At 60.9% G+C, this 24,867-nt stretch carries 25 protein-coding genes and 2 pseudogenes; 12 read left to right on the top strand and 15 right to left on the bottom strand.

Annotated features, from left to right (window positions below; genetic code table 11):
* Nucleotides 1-124: 124 nt before the first annotated feature.
* The gene (locus ACO6VD_RS13975) at nt 125-889 is read right to left on the bottom strand and encodes an AraC family transcriptional regulator (protein WP_422419832.1); all 765 of its coding nucleotides are present in this window, start codon (nt 887-889) and stop codon (nt 125-127) included.
* 136 nt (nt 890-1,025) lie between these two features.
* On the opposite strand from ACO6VD_RS13975, the gene ACO6VD_RS13970 reads away from it, so the two are divergent.
* Complete coding sequence (locus tag ACO6VD_RS13970; protein WP_422419831.1) at nt 1,026-1,844, top strand: UDP-2,3-diacylglucosamine diphosphatase; 819 nt, start codon at nt 1,026-1,028, stop codon at nt 1,842-1,844.
* A 1-nt stretch (nt 1,845) separates the two neighbouring features.
* On the opposite strand, the gene ACO6VD_RS13965 is transcribed toward ACO6VD_RS13970, so the two are convergent.
* On the bottom strand, nt 1,846-2,439 hold the full coding sequence (locus ACO6VD_RS13965) for an HD domain-containing protein (RefSeq protein WP_400172118.1): 594 nt from the start codon (nt 2,437-2,439) through the stop codon (nt 1,846-1,848).
* A gap of 97 nt (nt 2,440-2,536) precedes the next feature.
* Nucleotides 2,537-2,848 carry an Mpo1-like protein gene (locus ACO6VD_RS13960; RefSeq protein ID WP_422419829.1) on the bottom strand — a complete coding sequence of 104 codons (312 nt, stop codon included), beginning with the start codon at nt 2,846-2,848 and terminating at the stop codon, nt 2,537-2,539.
* A 160-nt stretch (nt 2,849-3,008) separates the two neighbouring features.
* On the opposite strand from ACO6VD_RS13960, the gene ACO6VD_RS13955 reads away from it, so the two are divergent.
* Nucleotides 3,009-4,100 carry an AraC family transcriptional regulator gene (locus ACO6VD_RS13955; RefSeq protein ID WP_422419827.1) on the top strand — a complete coding sequence of 364 codons (1,092 nt, stop codon included), beginning with the start codon at nt 3,009-3,011 and terminating at the stop codon, nt 4,098-4,100.
* Here the strand turns inward: ACO6VD_RS13955 and ACO6VD_RS13950 are convergent.
* Entirely contained in the window at nt 4,057-5,511 is a 1,455-nt protein-coding gene (locus ACO6VD_RS13950; RefSeq protein WP_422419825.1) for a TrkH family potassium uptake protein, read from the bottom strand. The two genes, ACO6VD_RS13955 and ACO6VD_RS13950, sit on opposite strands and share 44 nt — an antisense overlap.
* Before the next feature lie 100 nt (nt 5,512-5,611).
* Here ACO6VD_RS13950 and ACO6VD_RS13945 point away from each other — a divergent pair, with 100 nt between their 5' ends.
* Nucleotides 5,612-6,166: an NAD(P)H nitroreductase gene (locus tag ACO6VD_RS13945; RefSeq protein ID WP_422419823.1), complete on the top strand. Its 555-nt coding sequence runs from the start codon at nt 5,612-5,614 to the stop codon at nt 6,164-6,166.
* Nucleotides 6,167-6,250: 84 nt separating this feature from the next.
* On the opposite strand, the gene ACO6VD_RS13940 is transcribed toward ACO6VD_RS13945, so the two are convergent.
* The 6 genes from ACO6VD_RS13940 to ACO6VD_RS13915 all read right to left on the bottom strand — a co-directional run bounded on the left by ACO6VD_RS13940 (nt 6,251) and on the right by ACO6VD_RS13915 (nt 10,277).
* A complete protein-coding gene (locus ACO6VD_RS13940; protein ID WP_422419822.1) occupies nt 6,251-7,570 on the bottom strand; it encodes a sensor histidine kinase in 1,320 nt (439 codons plus the stop codon).
* A gap of 66 nt (nt 7,571-7,636) precedes the next feature.
* Complete coding sequence (locus tag ACO6VD_RS13935) at nt 7,637-8,050, bottom strand: Spy/CpxP family protein refolding chaperone (protein WP_400172112.1); 414 nt, start codon at nt 8,048-8,050, stop codon at nt 7,637-7,639.
* A 120-nt stretch (nt 8,051-8,170) separates the two neighbouring features.
* Nucleotides 8,171-8,848 carry a response regulator transcription factor gene (locus tag ACO6VD_RS13930; RefSeq protein WP_400172111.1) on the bottom strand — a complete coding sequence of 226 codons (678 nt, stop codon included), beginning with the start codon at nt 8,846-8,848 and terminating at the stop codon, nt 8,171-8,173.
* A gap of 7 nt (nt 8,849-8,855) precedes the next feature.
* Entirely contained in the window at nt 8,856-9,260 is a 405-nt protein-coding gene (locus tag ACO6VD_RS13925; protein WP_422419820.1) for a translation initiation factor 2, read from the bottom strand.
* Nucleotides 9,261-9,379: 119 nt separating this feature from the next.
* Nucleotides 9,380-9,679 (bottom strand): YciI family protein, encoded by a 300-nt coding sequence (locus ACO6VD_RS13920; RefSeq protein ID WP_274295527.1) that lies wholly within the window; start codon nt 9,677-9,679, stop codon nt 9,380-9,382.
* Between the two features lies 1 nt (nt 9,680).
* The gene (locus ACO6VD_RS13915) at nt 9,681-10,277 is read right to left on the bottom strand and encodes a septation protein A (RefSeq protein ID WP_400172109.1); all 597 of its coding nucleotides are present in this window, start codon (nt 10,275-10,277) and stop codon (nt 9,681-9,683) included.
* Nucleotides 10,278-10,343: 66 nt separating this feature from the next.
* Between ACO6VD_RS13915 and ACO6VD_RS13910 the strand changes: the two genes are divergently transcribed.
* The 7 genes and pseudogenes from ACO6VD_RS13910 (at nt 10,344) to arfB (ending at nt 17,493) form a co-directional block, all read left to right on the top strand.
* Entirely contained in the window at nt 10,344-11,207 is an 864-nt protein-coding gene (locus tag ACO6VD_RS13910) for a PHP domain-containing protein (RefSeq protein WP_422419817.1), read from the top strand.
* A 13-nt stretch (nt 11,208-11,220) separates the two neighbouring features.
* A complete protein-coding gene (locus ACO6VD_RS13905; RefSeq protein WP_400172107.1) occupies nt 11,221-11,850 on the top strand; it encodes an L-threonylcarbamoyladenylate synthase in 630 nt (209 codons plus the stop codon).
* 128 nt (nt 11,851-11,978) lie between these two features.
* The gene (locus tag ACO6VD_RS13900) at nt 11,979-12,677 is read left to right on the top strand and encodes a segregation and condensation protein A (RefSeq protein WP_422419834.1); all 699 of its coding nucleotides are present in this window, start codon (nt 11,979-11,981) and stop codon (nt 12,675-12,677) included.
* Nucleotides 12,678-12,691: 14 nt separating this feature from the next.
* A pseudogene (scpB, locus tag ACO6VD_RS13895) lies at nt 12,692-13,450 on the top strand (SMC-Scp complex subunit ScpB); the annotation flags it as partial.
* Between the two features lie 165 nt (nt 13,451-13,615).
* Nucleotides 13,616-14,758 carry a 23S rRNA pseudouridine(2605) synthase RluB gene (rluB, locus tag ACO6VD_RS13890; RefSeq protein ID WP_422419815.1) on the top strand — a complete coding sequence of 381 codons (1,143 nt, stop codon included), beginning with the start codon at nt 13,616-13,618 and terminating at the stop codon, nt 14,756-14,758.
* A gap of 763 nt (nt 14,759-15,521) precedes the next feature.
* The gene (locus tag ACO6VD_RS13885; protein WP_422419814.1) at nt 15,522-16,937 is read left to right on the top strand and encodes an amino acid permease; all 1,416 of its coding nucleotides are present in this window, start codon (nt 15,522-15,524) and stop codon (nt 16,935-16,937) included.
* A 142-nt stretch (nt 16,938-17,079) separates the two neighbouring features.
* Nucleotides 17,080-17,493 (top strand): alternative ribosome rescue aminoacyl-tRNA hydrolase ArfB, encoded by a 414-nt coding sequence (gene arfB / locus ACO6VD_RS13880; RefSeq protein WP_422419812.1) that lies wholly within the window; start codon nt 17,080-17,082, stop codon nt 17,491-17,493.
* Between the two features lie 100 nt (nt 17,494-17,593).
* Here the strand turns inward: arfB and ACO6VD_RS13875 are convergent, their stop codons facing one another.
* From ACO6VD_RS13875 to phhA, 4 genes are all read right to left on the bottom strand, one after another.
* Nucleotides 17,594-17,722: a hypothetical protein gene (locus tag ACO6VD_RS13875; RefSeq protein ID WP_256584467.1), complete on the bottom strand. Its 129-nt coding sequence runs from the start codon at nt 17,720-17,722 to the stop codon at nt 17,594-17,596.
* A 185-nt stretch (nt 17,723-17,907) separates the two neighbouring features.
* Nucleotides 17,908-19,101: an amino acid aminotransferase gene (locus tag ACO6VD_RS13870; RefSeq protein WP_422419810.1), complete on the bottom strand. Its 1,194-nt coding sequence runs from the start codon at nt 19,099-19,101 to the stop codon at nt 17,908-17,910.
* Nucleotides 19,101-19,457: a 4a-hydroxytetrahydrobiopterin dehydratase gene (locus ACO6VD_RS13865; protein ID WP_038613492.1), complete on the bottom strand. Its 357-nt coding sequence runs from the start codon at nt 19,455-19,457 to the stop codon at nt 19,101-19,103. The genes ACO6VD_RS13870 and ACO6VD_RS13865 overlap by 1 nt, the downstream gene beginning before the upstream one ends.
* Before the next feature lie 42 nt (nt 19,458-19,499).
* The gene (phhA, locus tag ACO6VD_RS13860) at nt 19,500-20,288 is read right to left on the bottom strand and encodes a phenylalanine 4-monooxygenase (RefSeq protein ID WP_422419808.1); all 789 of its coding nucleotides are present in this window, start codon (nt 20,286-20,288) and stop codon (nt 19,500-19,502) included.
* A gap of 292 nt (nt 20,289-20,580) precedes the next feature.
* Between phhA and ACO6VD_RS13855 the strand changes: the two genes are divergently transcribed.
* Nucleotides 20,581-22,140 carry a sigma-54-dependent transcriptional regulator gene (locus ACO6VD_RS13855; RefSeq protein WP_422419807.1) on the top strand — a complete coding sequence of 520 codons (1,560 nt, stop codon included), beginning with the start codon at nt 20,581-20,583 and terminating at the stop codon, nt 22,138-22,140.
* Between the two features lie 114 nt (nt 22,141-22,254).
* On the opposite strand, the gene ACO6VD_RS13850 is transcribed toward ACO6VD_RS13855, so the two are convergent.
* Entirely contained in the window at nt 22,255-22,515 is a 261-nt protein-coding gene (locus ACO6VD_RS13850) for a DUF2790 domain-containing protein (RefSeq protein WP_422419806.1), read from the bottom strand.
* A gap of 406 nt (nt 22,516-22,921) precedes the next feature.
* Here ACO6VD_RS13850 and acs point away from each other — a divergent pair.
* A pseudogene (gene acs / locus ACO6VD_RS13845) lies at nt 22,922-24,865 on the top strand (acetate--CoA ligase); the annotation flags it as partial.
* Nucleotides 24,866-24,867: the final 2 nt, after the last annotated feature.

Here is a 24,867-nt window from a genome sequence, read left to right as displayed (position 1 = left end):
CCATGGGACTCCCTCAAGAAAAGGGTGCAGGGGGGAAATCCCTCTCCCAAGGGGGGGGAGCGGGCTTGCCCCGCGATAAAAGTGTAAGGGCACAGTACCGTCTTCGTCTGTCGCGCGTCTCGCGCTAACTGTCGCCAGACTCGCGGCGCAGGGCCCGAGGTGAACGGCCGAAGGCTTTGAGCACGGCAGCAGAGAAGGCACTTTGCGAGCTGTAGCCAACCCGGCTGGCGATTTCACCGATAGCGAGGTTCGTTCCGGTCAGTAACCTGCGCGCCTGCAGCAGCCGGCGTTGGCGAATGTAGTCCATGGGTGTCATCGACGCTTCGGCAATAAAGCGGGCATGCAGGCGAGCACTGGAAAGCCCGGCCAGACGGGCCAGATCGGCGACCTGTAACGGGTAGGCGGCGTGTTGCTCGATATGTGCGTCGAAGCTGGCAAAGGGTAATTGCTTCTGCACGGTGGCCGGGCGTGAGCCGCTGTTCAGGCTTGCCAGCAGCAATACTGCGCCTTGTTGGGCAATCAACGGATCGGCCACCGGGCTGGTCGCGAGCCAGTCGACCAGTTGCTGCTGGTGACGGTCCAGGTTCAGTGAGCCGCGGTGCTCAAGCAGGCGCTGGCTGGCCTGGGCCTGCTCGCCCATGCTGCGTTCGAGCCAGGTATCACCGGGCACATCAAGGACCAGGCAGTGACTTCCGGCGGCGCTGCCGCAGGTATGGTGGGCGCCGCTCGGCACCACGATCAGGCCCTGGCGTTCGATCCGCGCACCACGACCGTCAAGTTCGAAGTCCAGCTGCCCGCGCAAGCCGAACACCAGTTGTGGGTGGTCATGGCTGTGGGCGATCAGGTCGTCACTGTAGTGACGTAGGGAAAGTATCGAGCCGCTGCTCATTGCCGTGTCCTCCAGGCAGTGGCAGCAGTGTACAGGGACAGGCGGGGCGCTGGTGTGTCATCAGATCGACGTGGTTTTGTCACGTGCGCTTCACTGCCCACTGTCACCCTCGGCAAAATTGCCCCGGAGCCAGCCTATGAGCCATGCCGAGCTAGTCAGACCCTCGCGCAAGCAGCGCGTGCGCACGTTGTGGATATCCGACGTGCACCTGGGCACGCGCGATTGCCAGGCCGAGCACTTGTCGCAGTTTCTCAAGGGTTATCAGGCGGATCAGATCTACCTGGTCGGCGACATCATCGATGGCTGGAAACTGCGCGGTGGCATGTACTGGCCGCAGGCGCACACCAACGTCATCCGCCGCTTGCTGACCATGAGCAAGCGCGGCACCGAGGTGATCTATGTCACCGGCAACCACGACGAGTTTCTGCGCCGCTACTCCAAACTGGTGTTGGGCAATATTCGCCTGGTTGATCAGGCCGAGCACCTGACCGCTGATGGTCGCCGCCTGCTGGTGATTCATGGCGATCAATTCGATGTGATCACCCGTTACCACCGCTGGTTGGCGTTTCTCGGTGATTCGGCCTACGAGTTCACCCTGACTCTGAACCGCTGGCTTAACCATTGGCGTGCCCGTTATGGCTACGGCTACTGGTCGTTGTCGGCGTATCTCAAGCACAAGGTCAAGACGGCCGTCAGTTTCATCAGCGATTTTGAAGAGGCGATCGCCCATGAATGCGTCAAGCAGGGTTTTCATGGCGTGGTCTGTGGGCACATCCATCACGCCGAAATTCGCAAGGTCGGTGAGATCGACTACTTGAACTGCGGCGACTGGGTCGAGTCCTGCACGGCGCTGATCGAGCATTGGGACGGCAGTATCGAGTTGTACCGCCTGGCCGACGCCCAGGCGCGCGAAGCGCAACGTCTGGCTGACCTGGAGTGGCTCGAACCGCGTTGACTCAGGCGTTCTCGCCCAACGACTGCAGCGCCGCCTTGTAGATCGACTGACGCGGCTGGGCGAACAAACGCTTGAGCATCGGTTCGAAGAAGCTCAGTGGCAGACTGTCGTAACCCGGATCGAAAGCGGCGGCATCGTAGCGTGCGCAGAATTCGATGGTCTGCTGGTACTGCGGATGGTCCTGAAACTGCTCACGTAGGTGCCGGTCCATGCCCAGGTGGTGAAAGAAGTAATAGCCCTGGAAGATCCCGTGCTTTTCCACCATCCACAGGTTCTCCGGGCTGACGAAGGGCTTGAGGATGGCCGCGGCGATATCGGGATGGTTGTAGCTGCCGAGGGTGTCGCCGATATCGTGGAGCAGGGCGCAGATCACGTACTCCTCGTCACGCCCGTCGCGCCAGGCACGGGTAGCGGTTTGCAGGGAGTGACTGAGACGGTCGACGGGAAAGCCGCCGAAGTCGCCGTCGAGCAGGCGCAGGTGCGCCAGGATCCGTTCGGCGAGCTGGCTGGCGTAAGCCCTGAAATCACTGGCGATGATCGCCCAGTCCTGCTGGGTGCCATCTTGCATGTGCGTGAAGCGGGCCTGCTGGTTCATCGGCAATCCAGGTGCTGGGGCGTTACCCCCACTCTACCTTTGCCGCCTGTCGGGACAGTGGCCGCTGAGGACGGGATTCTGGCCTTGCGGGCCGAAATCAGAAGGACACTTTACCGCGCAGCATGTCGCGGTACATGGCGAAATCGCCAATGAGGCTGTAAAGCGGATGCTTGAAGGTGGCGGGGCGGTTCTTCTCGAAAAAGAAATGACCGACCCAGGCAAACCCGTAGCCTGCAAACGGCACCAGCAACAGCACCATCCACTTGCCACTGCCCAGGGTATACGCGAGCAGGGCGATGACCAGGCTGGTGCCGACGAAATGCAGGCGCCGACAGGTGGGGTTGCTGTGTTCTGCCAGGTAATACGGGTAGAACTCGGAAAAACTGCGAAATTGCCGGGGACTGTTCACGACGCAGCTCCTGAAGCGCTCAATACTGATAAAGATACACGGCGTGGAGCCTGAACTGAGTCTAGAGTGAGTAAAACTGCAAGACAGTGACAATAGGCGCCAATTGAGTATCCTTTGAGTTCGCCGCAGGAGCGGTCAGTTCGAACATAAGAAGCCAGCCATGAGCGAGAGAACCACGTCAGCAAGCTGGGCATCAGGGATCGTCAAGGCACTCGAGCTCGAAGGGCTGGATTGCCGTGCAATGTTCAAACAACTCGGCCTGGATTTCGCCGCGCTGGACGACCCCGACGCACGTTTCACCCAGGACTCCATGACCCGTCTGTGGCAACTGGCGGTCGATCTTTCCGGCAATCAGGCCATCGGCCTGAATATGGCCCGGGTCGTCCGTCCGGCGTCATTCCATGTGGTTGGTTATGCCTTGATGTCGAGTCGTACCCTGGCCGAAGGATTCGAGCGTCTGGTGCGTTACCAGCGCATCATCGCCGAGAGTTCCGATCTGAGCTTCCGTCTGGAACCAGACGGCTATGCATTGATTCTCACCGTTCACGGTGACCATCTTCCGCCCACCCGGCACAGCGCCGAGGCCTCGCTGGCCTGTGCGCTGTCACTGTGCAGCTGGTTGAGCGGGCGGGTGATACAACCACGGCGGGTGCTGGTGCAAGGGCCGCAACCCGTGGATGTGACGCCCTACAAGACTGCCTTTCATGCGCCGCTGGTGTTCGGGGCGGCCCATGACGCGCTGATTTTCGAGCGCACCGATATGGAAGCGCCGTTGCCAACGGCCAACGAAGCCATGGCCACCTTGCACGATCGTTTTGCCGGTGAGTATCTGGCGCGCTTCTCCGAAAGCCGGGTCACCCATCGCGCCCGTCAGGTGCTCTGCCGGGTGCTGCCGCAAGGCGAGCCCAAGCGTGAAATGGTGGCCCAGGCCCTGCATCTTTCCCAGCGAACCTTGCAGCGGCGTTTGCAGGAAGAGGGCACCAGCTTTCAGACGTTGCTGGACGACACCCGCCGCGAACTGGCTGAGCAGTACCTGGCGCAGCCGAACATGACGCTACTGGAAACCGCCTACCTGCTGGGTTTTGCCGACCCCAGCAATTTCTTTCGGGCGTTTCGGCGCTGGTTCGATGCGACCCCCGGCGAGTACCGGGCGCGTATGGCGGTCAGCGCACCGCAGCCGGCATGCGCTGGGGACGGCGACGTGCTGATCAGTGACGCCAGAACGCCGGCATACACAGCACCAGCACCGTAATGATCTCCAGGCGGCCGAGCAGCATGCCGCCTGCCAGGATCCATTTGGCCGCATCCGGCAGGGTCGCGAAGTTGCCGGCCGGGCCAATGGTTTCACCCAGGCCCGGGCCGACGCCGGAAACCGTACTGGCAGCGCCGGTCAAGGCAGTCATCCAGTCTACGCCAAGCAACGACAGGAGCAGGGCGATCACGCAGATGGTGATGGCAAAGAAGAACGAGAAGGTCAGAATCGAGCGGACAATCTCTTCATCCAGACGGTGGCCGTTGTACTTCTGCTTGATCACCGCACGCGGGTGGATCAGCTGATTGAGGTTGGCCTTGAGCAGGATGTAGGCGACCTGGAAGCGGAAAATCTTGATACCGCCCGCCGTCGAACCGGAGCAGCCACCGACGAAGCCCAGGTAGAAGAACAGCATCAGCGAGAAGTTGCCCCACAGGCTGTAGTCACCCAGGGCGAAGCCGGTAGTGGTCACTACCGAAGTGACGTTCAACGCTACGTGGCGCAAGGCATCCAGCCAGTGCAGATCGGTGGTGGCCCAGTACCAGGTGCCGAGCACCAGCCAGGTGGCCACCAGCATGGCCAGCAGGCCCTGGACCTGCTGGTCTTTGATCAGTGCCTTGCGGTTGCCGCGCAGGGTGGCCACGTAGAGTGCGAAGGGCATACTGCCAAGGATCATCACCACCACCGCAACCCAATGCACGGCGGGCTGGTCCCATTTGGCCAGGGATTGGTCGGAGGTGGAGAAACCGCCGGTGGAGATCGCCGACATGGCATGGTTGATCGCATCGAACACGTTCATGCCCGCCAGCCAGAACGCCAGACCGCCCAGGGCAGTAAAACCGACGTACACCGCAACGATCGACTTGGCGACCATGTGTGAGCGCGGCATGACTTTTTCCGAACGGTCCGAGGATTCGGTCTGGAACAGGCGCATGCCACCGATGCGCAACAGCGGCAGAATCGCCACCGCCATGGCGATAAAGCCGATACCGCCGAGCCAGTGCAACAGCGAACGCCACATCAGGATGCCTGGTGACATGGTGTCCAGGCCACTGAGTACGGTGGCGCCGGTGGCGGTGATGCCGGACATGCTTTCAAAGAAGGCGTCGGTGTAACTGATGTGCTGGGTCAGCAGAAACGGCAGGGCGGCGAAGATACACACCACCAGCCAGCTGCTGACGGTCAGCAGGTACATGTCGCGCGGGCGCAGGTGCACATGCTCCGGGCGCCCTTGAATCACCAGGGCGAGGCCGGCGACAAAGGTGATCATGCTGGCCCAGAGAAACGACGGCAGATCGCCGGTGCGATCGAAGATCACCAGGGTGGCCATGGGCACAACCATGCTGATCGCCAGGGTGATCAGGAAGATGCCGATGATAAAACCGATGATCCTTAAGGTCGGCAACGCCATGTGATCTGCTCTGACTCGTAACGGAAGGGCGCCATTCTACCTATGGACCTTTTTAAGTAAACGCTAGAATAGCTGCACATTTCTCTTTAGGGGGTAGCCGATGGAGGCTCTCGACGCATTGCTCAACCGTGTTTCCGTACCACGCCTGGTGGAGCCTGCGCCCAATGCTGCACAGCGCGAGGGTCTTTTTCAGGCCGCGTTGCGGGCGCCGGATCATGGCCAGTTGCGGCCTTGGCGCTTTCTGACGGTCGAGGGGGAAGGCCGCGAAAAGCTCGGCACGCTACTGGCCGAAGCGGTGAAAATCGAAGGCGACGCCACTGAGGCTGCCCTCGACAAAGCCCGCGCCATGCCGCTGCGCGCGCCGCTGCTGGTGGTGGTGATTGCGCGCCTGCAAGATCACTTCAAAGTGCCCGCCTCGGAACAGCGTCTGGCTGCGGGCTGTGCGGCCCATGGCATTCTGCTGGCGGCGCATGCCCAGGGCATCGGTGCGGTCTGGCGTACCGGAGACCTGGCTTACAGCAAGCATGTGGCCAAGGGCTTGGGGCTGTCAGACAACGAAGAAATCATCGCCTTCCTGTATCTGGGGACCCCGCTGAACGAGCCGCGTCCGGCGCCAGTGCTGGCCACGGCTGACTTCGTTACGGCTTGGGGCTGACCGACTTCATCGCGGGGCAAGTCCGCTCCCACTGGCTCTACATCGCCCTGTGGGAGCGGGCTTGCCCCGCGATGCGATTCCAGCTCAGGCACTCATCAATTCCAGTCTGGCAACAAACCCGCCCTGCGGGTGATTCTCCAGCGTCAGACTCCCGCCATGGCGCTCCGCCGCCTTGCGTGCAATGGCCAGCCCCAGGCCATGGCCCGCTGCGCTCTGCCCTGGCGCACGGAAAAACGGCTCGCCCAATTGTGCCAGGTGTTCTTCAGCCACCCCCGGCCCATGGTCGCGCACGCTGAGCACGATGCGCTCGTTGTCGCGCACGGCGGTGATTTCGATCGGTTGCCCCGGTGGGTTGAAGCGCAGGGCATTGCGCAGCAGGTTATCCAGCGCCCGCTCGATGAGTGTTGGCCAGCCTTGCAGGCTCAGCCCGTTCTCGTGATGCAGCTGAATGTGCTGCTCCGGTGCACTGAGCTGGGCATCCTTTTGCACCGATTGCAGCACTGCATCCAGGTCCACCGGCTCGGCCCGCGCCTGTTCGGCATCGACTCGCGCCAGCACCAGGATTTCGCTGATCAAGGCTTCCAGCCGGTCGCATTCGCGGGTCAGGCGCGGCCAAAGCGCTTCGCGTTGTTCCGGTCCGGCCCGCTCGGCCAGGGCCAGGGCAATGCGCAAGCGGGCCAGCGGTGAACGCAACTCATGGGAGACGTCGCGCAACAGTTGGCGCTGACTGCCGATCATGCTCTGCAGGCGTGAGCCCATGCGGTTGAAATCGTTGGCCAGCACGCCAAACTCGTCGCGGCGGTTGGCCAGGCGTGCCAGGCTGTTTTGCTGGTAGGTGGTTTGCCCAAGGTCATGCACCGCACCGCGCAGGCGGCTCAGAGGCCGGGTGATGGACAGGGTTACAAACAGGCTGAACAAGGTCAGCACCACCAGGGCAATGCCCAGCGCGCTCAGTGGCCAAAGCAGGCTGTCGCGGTGCCAGGCGTCGAGTTCTGGGTGGGGAATACGGTAGATCAGCAGGTAGGTTTCACCGCTGTCGGGGCTGGTGTATTCCTCGGTCAGACGACGCCAGGGCAGGCGTCGGTCGTCGTTATGCCGACGCGCCTCGAAGGCTGCCGCACGCCGCGGGAAGGTTCCCGGAACCACGGCTTCGCCGCTGTCGTTCAGTACCTGTACGTCAATGTTGTAGTGGCGTTTGCGCCGTTCGAGAAAATGCTGCGCCGAATCCGGCCCTTGCTGTTCGTAGCGCTGAGTCCATTTCTGCGCCAGGGTATTGAGGCCGGGGTGGCGGCTGAGGATCCAGGCGTCCTGGTTCAACATGTGCCCGAGCAGGATCGACAGGCCCGCGACCAGGGCAATGGCCAGCCAGAAACTGGCCAGGATGCGCCAGAACAATGAACGCAAGGGAGGCTCCTTCAACGGCAAAAAGCCCGGCTTGCACAGGGGCAGGCCGGGCGGGTGGCTGACAGCTTACTGGGCCTTGGTGGCTTTTTCAGCTTTCCAGGCCTTGAACTCGGTCCATTCGGCGCGGCGTTGGTCCTGCTCCTTCTTCAGCTCATCGAATTTTTTCTGCTGATCAGGCTTGAGCAGGGCGCGGATATCGGCCTGGGTCTTGTCTTTCTTGGTTTGCAGCTCATCTTTCAGGGCTTTCTGGTCCGCTGCCGGGAGCTTTTCCAGGTAGCGTTTGGTGATTTCCTGACGGCTTTTCATCTGCTCGCCCATCAGCTTGCCGATCTGCTGGCGCTGTTCGCGGGTCAGGTCCAGCTGGGCGAAAGGCGCTCCACCGCGGTGGTGATCGCCGTGGCGTGGGCCGCCTTCTGGCATGGCCATGGCGACGGTCGGCAGTGCGGCAGCGAACATCAGGGCGATAAGGGTCTTGCGCATGGTGTCTCTCCTTTCCTAAGGCCGGTGGTTACCGGATGTGCCCAGTCTAGGGAGATCAAGGTCAACGGCGGTCAGGCAAGGGTAAAGCTTGGGTAAAGATGCCTGAACGCCGTGCTGACATTACAGGCTGTAGTAGTAGCCGCGGCTGCGCAGGGCAACGATGCGCGGGCGGCCGTCGGGGTGCGGGCCGATTTTCTTGCGCAGGTTGCTGACGTGCATGTCCAGGCTGCGGTCGTACAGGGTCAGCTTGCGCCCCAGGGCGATCTGCGCCAGCTCCTGCTTGTCCAGTGGCTCGCCGGGTTGGCGCAACAGTGCTTCGAGAATCCGGCTTTCGGACAGGGTCAGGGTCAGGTCCTGTTGATCGATGCTGACCACGCCACGTGCAGGGCTGAAGCTGAGGTCGCCGATTTCGACCTGGCTGGGCGTGGTGTTGGGATGGCTGCGGCGTAGCACTGCGCGCAGACGGGCAGTCAGTTCGCGCGGATCACAGGGTTTGGCCAGGTAATCGTCGGCGCCGAGTTCCAGGCCGAGGATCCGGTCCAGGGGTTCACCGCGAGCCGAGAGCATCAGCACCGGCAGCTCGGCATGCTCGCTGCGCAGTTGCTTGAGCAGCTCCAGGCCACTGCCGTCGGGCAGCATCACATCCAGCACGACAGCGGCCGGCGCCTGTTCGGCCAGGGCCTTGCGCGCGCTCTGGCCATCGTGGCAGGCGCGTACGCTAAAACCTTCCTGGGTCAGCCAGCTGCCGAGCAGCTCGCAGAGTTCCTGGTCATCATCAATCAGTAACAGCTCGCTCATGACTCACTCAATTCAACCATTGCCGACGCTTTCTGTGTCCGCCGCTGGCAAAGATACCGCAGAGTGCTGCCAAGAGGGCAACTGCACCACCAATCAGGAACCATTGTTGCTGGTCGGTGATCAGCCGTTCAGGGGCGCTGGCCTGGAGTTCCTTGAGCGTCAGCTTGAGGCGCTGGTTATCTTGACGAAGGCGGGTGAGCTGCGCGCTTTCACGTTCGCTGTCGGCATTGTGCAGTTGCTGGGTGAGCGCTTCGCGCAGGCGTTCGCTTTCCTGCAGGCGCTGTTGCAGCTCGGTGATCTGGCTGCCGGCACTGAGCGACAGCGGGGTGCTGGAGGTGGTGGGCTCTTCGGCCTGGGCGAACGGGGTCAGCAACAACAGGCACAGCAGCAGGGACAACGGACCTTGACGCATGGGTACTCCTGATTCTTGTCGATTCAGCAGGTTGTCGGCTGGCAGACGAGAATAATGAGCAGTAGCGTCAGTAAAAGGCGGGAACGCGGTGCGCACCGTGGCGCACCGCGTACAGCGGCTTACGGCAGGACTTGCTTGAACGGCTTGACGATGACATTGGCATACACGCCGGCGGCAATGTACGGGTCGGCATCGGCCCAGGCTTGCGCGGCGGCCAGGGAGTCGAACTCGGCGACGATCAGGCTGCCGGTGAAGCCGGCTGCGCCCGGGTCGTTGCTGTCGATCGCCGGGTGCGGGCCGGCCAGCACTACGCGGCCTTGTTCCTTGAGTTGCTGCAGGCGTTCGATATGCGCCGGGCGGGCGGCCAGGCGTTTTTCCAGGGACTCGGCAACGTCAGTAGCGATGATGGCGTAGAGCATGTCAATCCTCAGGCTTGGGAGTGGTGGGGTCGCTGTCGTGCAGGTGACGGGACAGGTAGACACCCTGGCCCACCAGGAACAGTACGGTCATGCCCAGGCTGCCGAACACCTTGAAGTCGACCCAGATGTCCTGGAAGGTGAAGGCAACGAACAGGTTGGCGGCGCCGCAGAACAGGAAAAAGGCGATCCAGGCGACGTTCAGGCGCGTCCAGACACCCTCCGGCAGGCTGATGGCATGGCCCATGATGCGCTTGATCAGCACCCGGTCACCGATGAAGTGGCTACCGGTAAACGCCAGGGCGAACAGCCAGTTGACTACCGGCGCCTTCCATTTGAGGAAGGTTTCGCTGTGGAAGGCCAGGGTCAGGCCGCCGAACACCAGGCAGGCGAGCAAGGTCAGCCACTGGCCTTTTTCCAGCTTGCGCTGGCGGATGAACAGCGCGCCGTAAACCACCACCGAGCTGATGATCAGCATGGCCGTGGCGCTGAAGATGCCTCCGACTTCGAAGCTGTGACCGGCAAATTCGACGGCACGAGGTTCGAGCTTGAAGACGATGAAGAACAGGAGCAGCGGGATGAAATCGATGAATTGTTTCACAGTGGCAGCCAGAAGCAGGATGTGACGGCATAATAACAAACATCAATGACAGCGAAAGCGCCACCTATGAATGTTGATCTGCACTGCCACAGTACGGCCTCTGACGGCGCCTTGTCGCCGACAGCTCTGGTTGCCAGGGCCCATGAGCACGGCGTGCGGATGCTTTCGCTGACCGACCATGACACCCTCGAAGGCCAGCTCGAAGCCCGCGCCGCTACCCAGGCCTTGGGCATGCAGTGGGTCAGCGGCATTGAACTATCGTGCACCTGGGGCGGTGCGACGATCCACGTGCTGGGCTACAACTTTGCTCTGGATGCCGCGCCGTTGCTTGAGGCGGTCGAGTCCCTGCACCGCGGGCGCTGGTTGCGCGCCGAAGAAATCGACCGGCGGTTGGCGCTGAAAAACATGCCGGGTGCTCTGGACGGCGCACGCGCCATCCAGCAGGAGCTGGGTGACAGTGGCAACGCCCCGGCGCGTCCGCACTTTGCCGAGTTCCTGGTCCGTGCCGGCCATGTCAAAGACCGCGCCGAGGCGTTTCGCAAGTGGTTGGGCGCCGGCAAGCTGGGCGACGTCAAGTTGCACTGGCCGACCCTGGACGAGACCGTGGAAACCCTGCGCAAGTCCGATGCCTGGGTCAGCCTGGCGCATCCGATGCACTATGAATTAACACGCAGCAAGCGCCGCCGGCTGATTGCCGACTATATTCAAGCAGGCGGTCAGGCTCTGGAAGTGGTCAACGGCATGATGCCGGCCGAACAGGTGGGCACCATGTCCATCCTGGCCCGTGAGTTCGGTCTGCTGGCCAGTGCCGGCAGTGACTTCCATGGCCCAGGCACCTGGGGTGAGATCGGTGTCTACCGGCCGTTGCCAGAGGACCTGCCACCCTTGTGGCGTCGATTCAAACATGAGCAGCCAATCGCGGCCGTCTGACCAGGAAGAGAATGTGAGTCAATTTTTCCAGATTCATGCGGAAAACCCGCAACCGCGCCTGATCAAACAGGCCGTCGAGATCATCCGCAAGGGCGGGGTGGTGGTCTATCCCACCGATTCCTCCTACGCAATGGGTTGCCAGATTGGTGACAAAAACGCCGTGGAGCGGGTCCGTCGCCTGCGACAACTGGACAAGAATCACAACTTCACCCTGATTTGCTGCGATTTATCGCAAATGGGGCTGTTCGCCAAGATCGACACGTCCATCTTCCGCCTGCTCAAGGCGCATGTGCCGGGGCCTTATACCTTTATCCTCAATGCCACCCGTGAAGTACCGCGCCTGTTACTGCACGAGAAGCGCCGCACCATCGGTTTGCGTGTGCCGTCCAATCCGATTGCCCTGGCGCTATTGGAAGAACTGGGTGAACCGCTGATGAGTGTCAGCTTGATCATGCCGGGTGAAGACGAGCCGATGACTGATCCCTATGAGATTCGTCAGGCCCTGGAACATCATGTCGACCTGATCATTGATGGTGGATTTGGCGACCTCAAGGCTTCCACCGTGATCAACCTGACCGGCGACGAACCTGAAGTGATCCGTGTCGGTTGCGGCGATCCGGCCCCATTCATGGTCGAAGCGTGAGCCAGGCGTCCACCCCCGAACCGAACCTCGACCCGCAAGCAGGCGCCCAGCAGGAACTGCCGCTGGTGCTGGTCTATGGCGAAGCCATGACCGAAATGCCGGTGGACCTGTACATTCCACCGGACGCCCTGGAAGTGTTCCTCGAGGCCTTCGAAGGCCCGCTTGACCTGCTGCTCTACCTGATCCGCAAGCAGAACGTCGACATTCTCGATATCCCGGTGGCGGAGATCACGCGCCAGTACATGGGCTATGTCGAGCTGATGAAGACCGTGCGCCTTGAGCTTGCCGCCGAGTACCTGGTGATGGCGGCGATGCTGGCCGAGATCAAGTCGCGCATGCTCCTGCCGCGTTCGGCCGAGATCGAGGAAGAGGAGGGCGATCCGCGCGCCGAACTGATTCGCCGCCTGCAGGAATACGAGCGCTTCAAGGCGGCGGCCGAGGGCATTGACGGCCTCAGCCGGGTCGGTCGCGAAATCATCGTGCCGCGCCTGGATGCGCCGCAGGCCAAGGCGCGCAAGCTGTTACCGGAAGTCAGCCTGGAAGAACTGCTGATGTCGATGGCCGAGGTGCTGCGCCGCGGCGATCTGTTCGAAAGTCACCAGATCAGCCGTGAGGCGTTATCGACCCGCGAGCGCATGAGCGAAGTGCTGGAACGCCTCAAGGGCGGCGGCTTTTTACCGTTCGTCGAACTGTTCACTGCCGAGGAAGGTAAGTTGGGGGTGGTGGTGACCTTCATGGCCATTCTTGAACTGGTGAAGGAATCCTTGATCGAACTGGTGCAAAATGAACCCTTTGCGCCGATCCACGTCCGCGCCCGGGCCGAGTGACCACGAGCAACGCCATGAACCTGAATGAACCGCGCGACCTGGCGCCCCTGCTTGAAGCCTTTTTGCTGGCCTCGGGAAAACCGCAATCGCTGGAGCGCCTGTTCGAGCTTTTCGAAGAAGCCGAGCGTCCTGAACCCGCCGTGTTCAAGAAAGCCCTGGAGGTGTTGCGCAAGTCGTGCAATGGCCGCGCTTTCGAACTCAAGGAGGTCGCTTCGGGTTATCGCCTGCAAATCCGTGAAGATTACGCCCCCTGGGTTGGTCGTTTGTGGGAAGAACGGCCGCAGCGTTATTCCCGTGCGCTGCTGGAAACCATGGCCCTGATCGCCTACCGGCAACCCATCACCCGTGGCGAAATCGAAGATGTACGTGGCGTGGCGGTCAACACCAATATCGTCAAGACCCTGCTCGAACGCGAGTGGATTCGAATCGTTGGCTACCGTGAAGTACCAGGCAAACCGGCGATGTTCGCCACCACCAAGGCCTTCCTCGACCACTTCAACCTGAAGAACCTCGATGACCTGCCAGCCCTGGCCGACCTGCGTGAAATGGAGCTAGAACCGGTTCTGGAGCTGGATGACGCGCCGGTGCCAGCCCATCTGCAGGCCCTTGCCGACGAAAGCGCCGAGCCGCAAGAGCCCAAGGAAGAAACCAGCTTCCGCAGCCTGTTGGTCGAGCTCGACTCCATGGAGGAGGGGCTCAAGACCGACTTTGACGATCTGCTGGAGGAAGAGCCCGCGGCTGAAGATGCCGAGGCCCTTGATCCGGAGCCCGAGACACCAAGGCAGTAAGCAGCGGCCTTCGGGCAGAATTAACCGCCACGGCGAAGAATATCAGCTAGTCTCAGGTGCGCTTGAGCCGCGATCGGCGTATGATTCGCGACCTTTTTGGCGCTTGTTCGCCGAATCAGCTTTCAATACTTACACCGGGAGGTGCCCAGCATGAGTGACAAAGACCTGCAAGAAACCCAGCCATTGCCGCCATCGGGCGAGAAATTGCAAAAAGTTCTCGCGCGTATCGGCGTAGGCTCGCGTCGTGACGTCGAGGCCTGGATCAGCCAAGGCCGGATCAAGGTCAACGGTGTGAATGCCACCTTGGGTCAGCGCGTCGATCTGCACGATGCGATTTCCGTCGATGGTCGCCTGATCAAGCGTGAAGAGTCTGCCGAGACCGTGCGCCGGGTGATCATGTACAACAAACCCGATGGCGAGATCTGCACCCGCGACGACCCGGAAGGCCGTCCGACCGTGTTCGACCGCCTGCCACGGCCGAAAGAAGGCCGCTGGATCAACATCGGTCGTCTGGACATCAACACCACTGGCCTGCTGATGTTCACCACTGACGGTGAGCTGGCCAACCGCCTGATGCACCCTTCCTACGAAATGGACCGTGAATACGCGGTACGGGTACGTGGTGAAGTCGACGAAGACATGATTGCCCGCCTCAAGGCTGGCGTTGTGCTCGAAGACGGCCCGGCGCGTTTCACCGATATCCAGGAAGCGCCTGGCGGTGAAGGCTTCAACCACTGGTACCACTGCGTGGTGATGGAAGGTCGCAACCGTGAAGTGCGTCGTCTGTGGGAATCCCAGGGTCTGGTGGTCAGCCGCCTGAAGCGCGTGCGTTTTGGTCCGGTGTTCCTCAACTCCGACCTGCCGATGGGCCGCTGGCGCGAAATGAGTCAGCAGGAAGTCGACATCCTGGCCGCCGAAGTGGGGCTGACGCCGGTATCGATGCCAACCCTGAACCACAAGTCCAAGGACAAAATGGAACGCCTGCAGCGCAAATCCACCCGTCCGCTGGGTCGTGGTGAACGCGTGCGTACCCTGCGTCCGGCACAGGACGGTGCGGCTGCACCAGCCGAGCGTCCAGCGCGTCAACCGCGTGGTGGTGAGGCTGAGCGTCCAGCCCGTCAGCCGCGCGTTGGTGAAGCTGAGCGTCCGGCCCGTCAACCGCGTGGCGAAGCGCCGCGCAAGGATGCGGGCCGTGGCCGCAGCACCGTGGCCGAGCGTCCGAGCGATATGAACAAGCGCGGCAAGCCGGCGCCCAAGCGTCCAGGCAGCACCCGCAACAAGCCTCGCCCGTAACCTGTAGGAGCGGGGGGGGGGGGGGGGGGAGAGAGGGGGGGGGGGGGGAGGAGGGAAATATGGCGACATAAAACCGCTCATTGTCCCCCCTGGCCGGCGCGCCCTCTCGCCCGTTTCATCCTCCCCCCCCCCCCGCTCCCACCGATTGAAAAAAGCCAACCTTCGGGTTGGCTTTTTTTTGTCTGAAAAAACATTGTCTTACGGAAGTGCCTGTAAGCCGTGGAAAGTTTTTAAACCGTCTTGTAAATAAATCGTTACAAAACTGCCCGGTATGCACTGGGGTTTCCATGCGTTACCCGCGCTGTAAACAGAACTTGCCGAAAACCCCGGCCCTGTGGTGCTTACGCGCACGTCAAGCGCTTGCTCGCAGGCCCTGGGGGCGGTGATATGTGCGCATTGCCGTGTGCAAAGCCAGGCCGGAGAGCCAGGCATTCAATAAGAACAAATGGAGGCGCCATGTACGCCGATTACCTCCCCAGGCTTCATCCTTTCCTCAGGAACGGTGCGTTTTGTCATCAGACAAGCACGCAACGTGTTGACCCCTGCGCGTCTACAGGGGTATACAATGCGCCGCGTTTTACCTGTGACCCCAATGCGTACCGCGCACTCTTGCTGACACCCGGCTGATTTGCCCACGGCTTTTGCCCTGGACGGGCAGCAGTTGTCCAAGATCTTCAAGGCAACCACCTTGTTAATTCCGCTGCGCCACGAGCGCGGTGGGTCCGATTCCGTCACAGATAAAAACAAGCAGGTGACTTCGTTCATGAGTGGACCAAACACGCCTTCAGGCGAGCTGAAACGCGGCCTGAAAAATCGCCATATCCAGTTGATTGCCCTGGGCGGTGCAATTGGTACCGGGCTGTTTCTGGGATCGGCCGGGGTAATGAAATCGGCGGGCCCGTCGATGATTCTCGGCTACGCGATCTGCGGCTTCATCGCCTTCATGATCATGCGCCAGCTCGGCGAGATGATCGTCGAAGAGCCGGTGGCCGGTTCGTTCAGCCACTTCGCGCACAAATACTGGGGTGGTTTCGCCGGCTTCCTGTCGGGTTGGAACTGCTGGGTGCTGTACATCCTGGTCGGCATGTCGGAACTGACCGCCGTTGGCAAGTATGTGCATTACTGGTGGCCAGAGATCCCGACCTGGGCCTCGGCAGCTGCCTTCTTCATCCTGATCAACGTGATCAACCTGGCCAACGTCAAAGTGTTTGGCGAGGCCGAGTTCTGGTTCGCGATCATCAAGGTCCTGGCCATCGTCGGCATGATTGCCCTGGGCAGCTACATGCTGGTCAGCGGTAGCGGCGGTCCTCAGGCTTCGGTGAGCAACCTGTGGGAGCACGGTGGCTTCTTCCCGAACGGGGTGAGCGGCCTGGTCATGGCCCTGGCGATCATCATGTTCTCCTTCGGCGGTCTGGAGATGCTCGGTTTCACCGCAGCAGAAGCCGACAAGCCGAAAACCGTGATCCCGAAAGCGATCAACCAGGTGATCTACCGTATCCTGATTTTCTACATCGGCGCCCTGGTGGTGCTGCTGTCGCTGACCCCGTGGGACAGCCTGGTCGCCAGCCTCGATGCCTCCGGTGGCACCTATGGCGCCAGCCCGTTCGTGCAGGTGTTCTCGTTGCTGGGTAGCGATGTTGCTGCGCACATCCTCAACTTCGTGGTCCTGACTGCGGCGCTGTCGGTATACAACAGCGGTACCTACTGCAACGCCCGCATGCTCTACGGTATGGCCGAGCAGGGCGATGCCCCGGCGGGCCTGGCGAAGATCGACAAGCGCGGTGTACCGGTACGTTCGATCCTGGCATCGGCGGCGGTGACCCTGGTGGCTGTGCTGCTCAACTACTTCATTCCGCAGCATGCTCTGGAGCTGCTGATGTCGCTGGTGGTAGCGGCCCTGGTGATCAACTGGGCGATGATCAGCTACTCGCACCTGAAGTTCCGCCAGCACATGGACAAGACTGGCCAGAAGCCGCTGTTCAAAGCGCTGTGGTACCCCTACGGCAACTACATCGTCCTGGCCTTCGTGGTGCTGATTCTGGGCATCATGCTGCAGATTCCAGGCATCCAGGTGTCGGTGTACGCGATTCCGGTGTGGCTGGTGGTGATGTTTGCCTGCTACGGCCTGAAGAACAATCGTCAGGCCCGTATGTCCCAAGCCAATCCTGCGGCCAAGTAAGATCTGAGTAATGCACAAGCCCGGTGGGAGCGGGCTTGCCCCGCGATAGTGGTTTCTGCCACATCACATCGCGAGGCAAGCTCGCTCCCACTGGGCTTTTTGTTTTTGCGGTATCCTCATGGCCTTATCAGGCCTGTGACCCATGTTGATCATTTCCAATTCCGTGCACATCCCCGACCAGGAAATCGAGCTGACGGCTATCCGCGCCCAGGGCGCCGGTGGGCAGAACGTCAACAAGGTCTCCAGTGCCATGCACCTGCGTTTCGATACTCAGGCCTCATCCTTGCCGCCATTCTACAAAGAGCGCTTGCTGGCATTACGCGACAGTCGTATTACCCGTGACGGGGTGATCATCATCAAGGCTCAGCAGTACCGCACTCAGGAGCAGAACCGTGCCGATGCGCTGGAGCGCTTGCGGGAACTGATTGTGGCGGCGGTCAAAGTCGAGAAGGCGCGACGCCCGACACGGCCGACATTAGGGTCGAAAACCCGACGGCTGGACACCAAGAGCAAGCGTGGGTCGATCAAGGCCGGACGCGGCAAGGTCGATTTTTGAGGTATGAGGCGTTTTGGCGGGGGATTCTTGACGGTGTGAAAACGCGTTGACGGGGTAGTCCCTGCATCAGCCGTTTTCACACAGTCTGGCTATTGCGCGGTTATTCCTGGTCGGCGCTGGAAGTTTCGTCGCCGTCATGATCAGCCTGGGCTGGTTCGGCGCTGTGAGTGGCAGGTGTCTGCTCTTCTGGGTTCAGGCTTGGGAAGGGAAGATTCGGGATTTCATGCATCTCGTCGTTCCTCGCAAGTGTGTGGAAAGGCTGCGCAAGGCGCGCATGGCTTGTAAAAAGCTCGTGCAGGATACAGGAGTCTGAATGACAGTATGAATTTTCCTGCTTAATGGCTGTCGCGGGGCATGCCCGCTCCCACAGGATTGTTTGACAGCCTGTGGGAGCGGGCTTGCCCCGCGATGTTTTCAGCGACAGACGTCAGCGATAGCTGCAGCCAGTGCCTTGAGGCGTGCCGCATCGGCGCCAGCGATGTTCGCCCGGCCGGTGCCGACCATGTACACGCTGTGCCGCTCACGCAGTTGCTTGACCTGCTCCGGCGACAAGCCGGTGTAGGAGAACATCCCGCGTTGTGCGGCAATGTGGGCAAAGCGTTCGCTCAGGCCGTGCGGTGCCAGCGCTTCGACCAGCCCCACGCGCAGCTCGGCAATGCGCTGGCGCATGGCCTCGACTTCTTCGATCCAGCGCTGCTTGAGCGCCGCATCACCGAGAATCTGCGCGACTACCGCAGCGCCATGATCCGGTGGCGTCGACCACAGGTTACGCGCCAGCCATGCCAGTTGACTGCGAACATCCAGCAGCTTCTCGGCATCATGACTGCACACCAGCAGGGCGCCGGTGCGATCGCGGTAGAGGCCGAAGTTTTTCGAACAGGAGCTGGTGATCAGCAGTTCAGGCAGCTCGGCGGCAAACAGTCGTACCGCCCAGGCGTCTTCTTCCAGACCATCGCCAAAGCCTTGATAGGCGAAGTCGATCAGCGGCAGCAACTCGCGGCGACGAACCACTTCCAGTACCGCGCGCCAGTCATCCTGGGACAGGTCGAAGCCGGTCGGGTTGTGGCAGCAGGCATGCAGTAGCACCACGTCGCCTTTCGGAGCGGCTTCCAGGGCGGCCAGCATCGCGCTCACATTGAGGCGGTTATCCGCCCCTACGTAAGGGTAGTGGCTGACCTTGAGGCCGGCGCCGGCGAAGATGGTTTCATGGATCGGCCAGGTCGGGTCGCTGAGCCAGATGCCGCGGCCCGGCAGGCAATGCTCGATGAACTCCGCTGCAAGGCGCAGGGCGCCGGTGCCGCCCGGGGTCTGGGTGGCACCGGCACGCTTGCTGGCCAGCAGTGCCGAGGCGCTGCCCAGCACCAGCTCGCTGATCAGGCGGCCGAAGTCGGCATCGCCATGCCCGCCTACATAGCTTTTGCTCGACTGTTGCTCGAGCAGGCGCTGTTCGGCGAGTTTGACTGCTGCGGGAATCGGCGTCAGGCCCTGGGCGTCCTTGAACACGCCAACACCCAGGTCGAACTTGTGCGGGTTGCTGTCGTTGGCGTAAGCCTCCATCAGCCCCAGAATCGGATCACCGGGTACGCGCTCAATCGCGCTGAAGTGCATTACTTGCGGCCTTCGGCGGTTTTGGCGACCTCGTCAGTACGCGCGGCCATGATGAAGTCGTTGCGGTGCAGGCCTTTGATCGAGTGGCTCCACCAGGTCACGGTGACTTTGCCCCACTCGGTCAGCAGGCCTGGGTGATGGCCTTCGGCTTCAGAGATTTCGCCAACGGCATTGGTAAAGGCCAGGGCGTGTTTGAAATTCTTGAACAGGAAGACTTTTTCCAGCTGCATGATGCCGTCACGGACTTCGATGTTCCAATCCGGGATCTGCTTGATCAGTACCGGCAGTTCTTCATCGCTGACCTGTGGAGCATCGGCACGGCAGGCTTCGCAGTGGGCTTGGTTCAAGGCGTTCATAAGGTTTTCCGCAAGTGGTTTGTTATTGGTTTGCAAGGTTGCTCAGGCAGCAACCTTAGGTGGAAATTTCGGGGCGTGCAGGCCCATCTTCATCGCGCTGTGGACCATGCCCATGATGTCTTCGTGGGCCAGGTCGAACAGGCGTTTGAGGTTCGGCAGGGCAAAGTACAGCGGTTGCAGGATGTCGATGCGGTACGGCGTGCGCATGGCTTCCATTGGGTCGAAGGCCTGATGCTCAGGCGCGTCGGACAGGCTGTAAACGGTTTCTTTCGGTGAAGAAAGGATGCCGCCGCCATAGATCTTGCGACCTTGCGGGGTATCGACCAGGCCGAACTCGATGGTCATCCAGTACAGGCGGGCGAGGTAAACGCGCTCTTCCTTGGTTGCCTGCAGGCCGAGCTTGCCATAGGTATGGGTGAATTCGGCGAACCAGGGGTTGGTCAGCAATGGGCAGTGACCAAAGATCTCGTGGAAAATATCCGGTTCTTGCAGGTAGTCGAGCTCTTCTTCGGTACGAATGAAAGTCGCCACCGGAAAGCGCTTGCTGGCCAGCAGTTCAAAAAAGGTCTGGAAAGGGATCAGCGCAGGCACGCGGGCGACTTGCCAGCCGGTGGTGGCGCCCAGCACTTTGTTGATTTCACCCAACTGCGGGATGCGGTCGTGCGGCAGGCCCAGTTGTTCGATGCCGTCCAGGTATTCCTGGCACGCGCGGCCCTCGATCACTTTCAGTTGGCGGGTAATCAGGGTGTTCCACACCGCGTGTTCTTCCTGCGGGTAGTCGATAAACCCTTGCGCATCGGGCTCGCGAGCCACGTATTGCGTCTGTTTCATACTGCTCTCCTGCTGAGGGCCGTTCTTGTTATGTGATCAAGCCGTTGCTTAAGAGATAACCCGTGGTGCTGCACTTTGCATCGGTGCGGTCGCCTGTAGGACTGGCTAAACGAGGTGTTTTCTGTAACGATTATTTTACGATTTTGACAAGAGGCCGAAAAGTCGAGGGGTGTTTTGCCTCGGTAATCGTTGTTTTGTCACGTAATCTTTACGAAAATTCTTCCGGGTTGGTAAAAAACTGCCAGCCTGGCGGCCGTCGGGGTTGGTTCCAGACCTATAAGTAGGACACTTCATGCGTATCAAAGTGCATTGCCAGAACCGCATCGGCATTCTGCGCGACATCCTCAACCTGCTGGTGGAATACGGCATCAACGTCGCCCGTGGCGAGGTCGGCGGCGAGCATGGCAATGCCATCTACCTGCACTGTCCTAACCTGATCAATCTGCAGTTCCAGGCTCTGCGGCCCAAGTTCGAGTCGATTGCCGGAGTGTTCGGGGTCAAGCGCGTGGGCCTGATGCCGAGCGAGCGGCGGCATATGGAACTCAATGCGCTGCTCGGCGCCCTGGATTTCCCGGTGCTGTCGATCGACATGGGCGGCTCTATCGTGGCAGCCAACCGGGCGGCGGCGCAGTTGCTCGGGGTGAGGGTGGACGAAGTCCCGGGTATTCCGTTGTCGCGCTATGCCGAAGACTTTGACCTGCCGGAGCTGGTGCGAGCGAACAAGTCGCGGATCAACGGCCTGCGGGTCAAGGTCAAGGGTGATGTGTTCCTGGCCGACATCGCGCCGCTGCAGTCCGAGCACGACGACAGCGAGGCTTTAGCGGGTGCGGTACTGACCCTGCATCGCGCCGACCGCATCGGTGAGCGTATCTATAACGTGCGCAAGCAGGAGCTGCGTGGCTTCGACAGCATTTTCCAGAGTTCGCGAGTGATGGCTGCCGTAGTGCGCGAGGCGCGGCGCATGGCACCGCTGGACGCACCGCTGCTGATTGAAGGCGAAACCGGTACTGGCAAGGAGCTGCTGGCGCGTGCCTGTCACCTGGCCAGTCCGCGTGGCCAGGCACCGTTGATGGCGCTCAACTGTGCCGGGCTACCTGAATCGATGGCCGAGACCGAGTTGTTTGGCTATGGCCCGGGCGCATTCGAAGGGGCGCGTGCCGAAGGCAAGCTGGGGCTGTTGGAGCTGACCGCCGGGGGCACGCTGTTTCTCGATGGTGTGGGTGAAATGAGCCCGCGTTTGCAGGTCAAATTGTTGCGCTTTTTGCAGGACGGTTGCTTCCGGCGGGTGGGCAGTGACGAGGAGGTGTATCTGGATGTACGGGTTATCTGTGCCACCCAGGTTGACCTGTCGGAGCTTTGCGCCCGGGGTGAGTTCCGCCAGGATCTCTACCATCGCCTGAACGTGCTTTCACTGCACATCCCGCCATTGCGTGAATGCCTGGACGGTCTGCCGCCGCTGGTCGAGCACTTTCTCGATCAGGCCAGTCGGCAGATCGGCTGCCCGTTGCCGCGCCTGGCCCCGGCGGCCATGGAGCGCCTCAGTCAGTATCACTGGCCAGGTAACGTGCGGCAGCTGGAGAACGTGTTGTTTCAGGCGGTATCGCTGTGTGACGGCGGGGTGGTCAAAAGCGAGCACATTCGACTGCCGGACTACGGTGCACGCCAGCCATTGGGCGAGTTCTCCCTTGATGGTGATCTGGGGGAGATTGTCGGGCGGTTTGAAAAAGCGGTGCTGGAACAATTGATGAGTGAGTTTCCGAGCAGTCGGGCGCTGGGTAAGCGACTCGGTGTTTCACATACCACCATCGCCAACAAGTTACGCGAGCATGGTGTTGGCAAATCGGTGGATTGAACTAATGGAAAGTTGTCGGCGGGGATTTATAGCGGGCAGCAGTTGAATATAGGTAGTTTGAACCGCGCGCCTCGGTCCGCAATGAACGAGGCGCAGCGAGCGGTAATCTTCGGATTATCCGTTGGAGCAACCGTTGCCCATCACACGGTACTCGAGAATATGTCTCTGGCCCTGCGAGTCCTCGTAGGTCATGCGCGCCGGGACCACTTCGCAGACGTTCGGGACTTCGCTCATGGAAATGACTTTGGCGATGTCCAGGTGCTGCGAGTAACTGTACTGTTCAACCGGAATCTGCTCGGCGCCACCGTTTGCAACTTCGTCGGCCATCGCCGCGCTGCAAAGACTGCCAAGTGCCAATACCAGTAAAGCTTTCATTTTCATTTTACCTGTCTAAGGTCGTAAGGGGGCACGCAGCGCTTGTGGCGCCGCGTGTACAACTAAAGTTCAACTATCACAGTTATCTCGGGATTAACGGCCTTCGTGGGGGCTGTAACAAGAAGTTAATCGCGATGCCGTTGCTGGCGAGGTGGATTTTAGGGGTGGCAGGGCGGGTTAAACAGATGGCGTTTTGATAAACACTGTTGGCAAAAACTGTAACAATCATCTGTTTGACATCTACGGGTTTTATTTTTTCAGGCGCCGATGCCCGGTCTTGGGCCTGCGGTCAATTGCACGGGTGCAAAAGGCTTGGGCGTTACTACCAACGTCGAATGGCCAGCGTGGTCTGGTACAGTTACAACGAGGTCATACAAAAACAACTATTACACCGAGGTAGATAAAGATGAGTGCGGCTCCCCTGTATCCCGTTCGTCCCGAGGTTGCGGCCAACACGCTGACTGACGAGGCGACCTACAAGGCCATGTACCAGCAGTCGGTTATCAACCCGGACGGCTTCTGGCGTGAGCAGGCTCAGCGCCTGGACTGGATCAAGCCCTTCACCAAGGTCAAACAGACCTCTTTCGACGATCACCATGTCGATATCAAATGGTTTGCCGACGGCACTCTGAACGTCTCCTACAACTGCCTGGACCGCCACCTTGCCGAGCGTGGCGACCAGGTCGCAATCATCTGGGAGGGCGACGACCCTTCCGAGCACCGCAACATTACCTACCGCGAGCTGCACGAGCAGGTGTGCAAATTCGCCAACGCCCTGCGTGGCCAGGACGTGCATCGTGGTGATGTGGTCACCATCTACATGCCGATGATTCCCGAGGCTGTGGTCGCGATGCTGGCCTGTGCCCGAATCGGTGCGATCCACTCGGTAGTCTTTGGTGGCTTCTCTCCTGAAGCGCTGGCCGGTCGTATCATCGACTGCAAATCGAAGGTGGTGATTACTGCCGACGAAGGCCTGCGTGGTGGCCGTCGCACGCCGCTCAAGGCCAATGTCGACCTGGCCCTGACCAACCCGGAAACTGCCAGCGTGCAGAAGATCATCGTGTGCAAGCGCACCGGTGGCGACATTGCCTGGCACCAGCATCGTGACATCTGGTACGAAGACCTGATGAAGGTCGCTTCCAGCCACTGTGCACCGAAAGAGATGGGTGCCGAAGAAGCGCTGTTCATCCTCTATACCTCCGGCTCCACCGGTAAGCCCAAGGGTGTGCTGCACACCACCGGTGGCTACATGGTGTACGCCGCCCTGACCCATGAGCGGGTGTTCGACTACCGTCCGGGTGAGGTTTACTGGTGCACCGCCGACGTCGGCTGGGTGACCGGTCACAGCTACATCGTCTACGGGCCGCTGGCCAATGGCGCGACCACGGTGTTGTTTGAAGGTGTGCCGAACTATCCGGACATCACCCGTGTGTCGAAGATCATCGACAAGCACAAGGTCAATATCCTCTATACCGCGCCAACCGCCATCCGCGCGATGATGGCTGAAGGTCAGGCCGCTGTTGCCGGGGCTGATGGCTCCAGTCTGCGTCTGCTCGGTTCGGTGGGTGAGCCGATCAACCCGGAAGCCTGGAACTGGTACTACCAGACCGTTGGCAAAGAGCGCTGCCCGATCGTCGATACCTGGTGGCAGACTGAAACCGGTGGTGTGCTGATCAGTCCGCTGCCAGGCGCTACCGCGCTCAAGCCGGGTTCGGCGACCCGTCCGTTCTTCGGTGTGGTGCCGGCGCTGGTGGATAACCTGGGCAACCTGATTGACGGCGCCGCCGAAGGTAACCTGGTGATTCTCGATTCCTGGCCGGGTCAGTCGCGTTCGCTGTATGGCGATCACGATCGCTTCGTCGATACCTACTTCAAGACTTTCCGTGGCATGTATTTCACCGGTGACGGTGCGCGTCGCGACGAGGACGGTTACTACTGGATCACTGGCCGCGTCGATGACGTGCTTAACGTGTCGGGTCACCGCATGGGTACCGCTGAGATCGAAAGCGCCATGGTTGCCCACCCGAAAGTGGCCGAGGCTGCAGTGGTCGGTGTGCCGCATGACATCAAGGGGCAGGGCATCTATGTCTACGTCACCCTCAATGGTGGCGAGGAGCCGAACGAAGCCTTGCGCCTGGAGCTGAAGAACTGGGTGCGCAAAGAGATCGGCCCGATTGCCTCGCCGGATGTCATTCAGTGGGCGCCAGGCCTGCCGAAAACCCGTTCGGGCAAGATCATGCGCCGTATCCTGCGCAAGATTGCCACGGCCGAGTACGACGCTCTGGGTGATATCTCGACCCTGGCCGATCCGAGTGTGGTTCAGCACTTGATCGATACTCACAAGGATATGAG

It is taken from the genome of Pseudomonas sp. GZD-222 (genome assembly GCF_049310525.1).
Classification (GTDB): domain Bacteria; phylum Pseudomonadota; class Gammaproteobacteria; order Pseudomonadales; family Pseudomonadaceae; genus Aquipseudomonas.
Note: the sequence above shows the minus strand (reverse complement) of the source record. Positions and strands in the feature narration are given on the sequence as shown.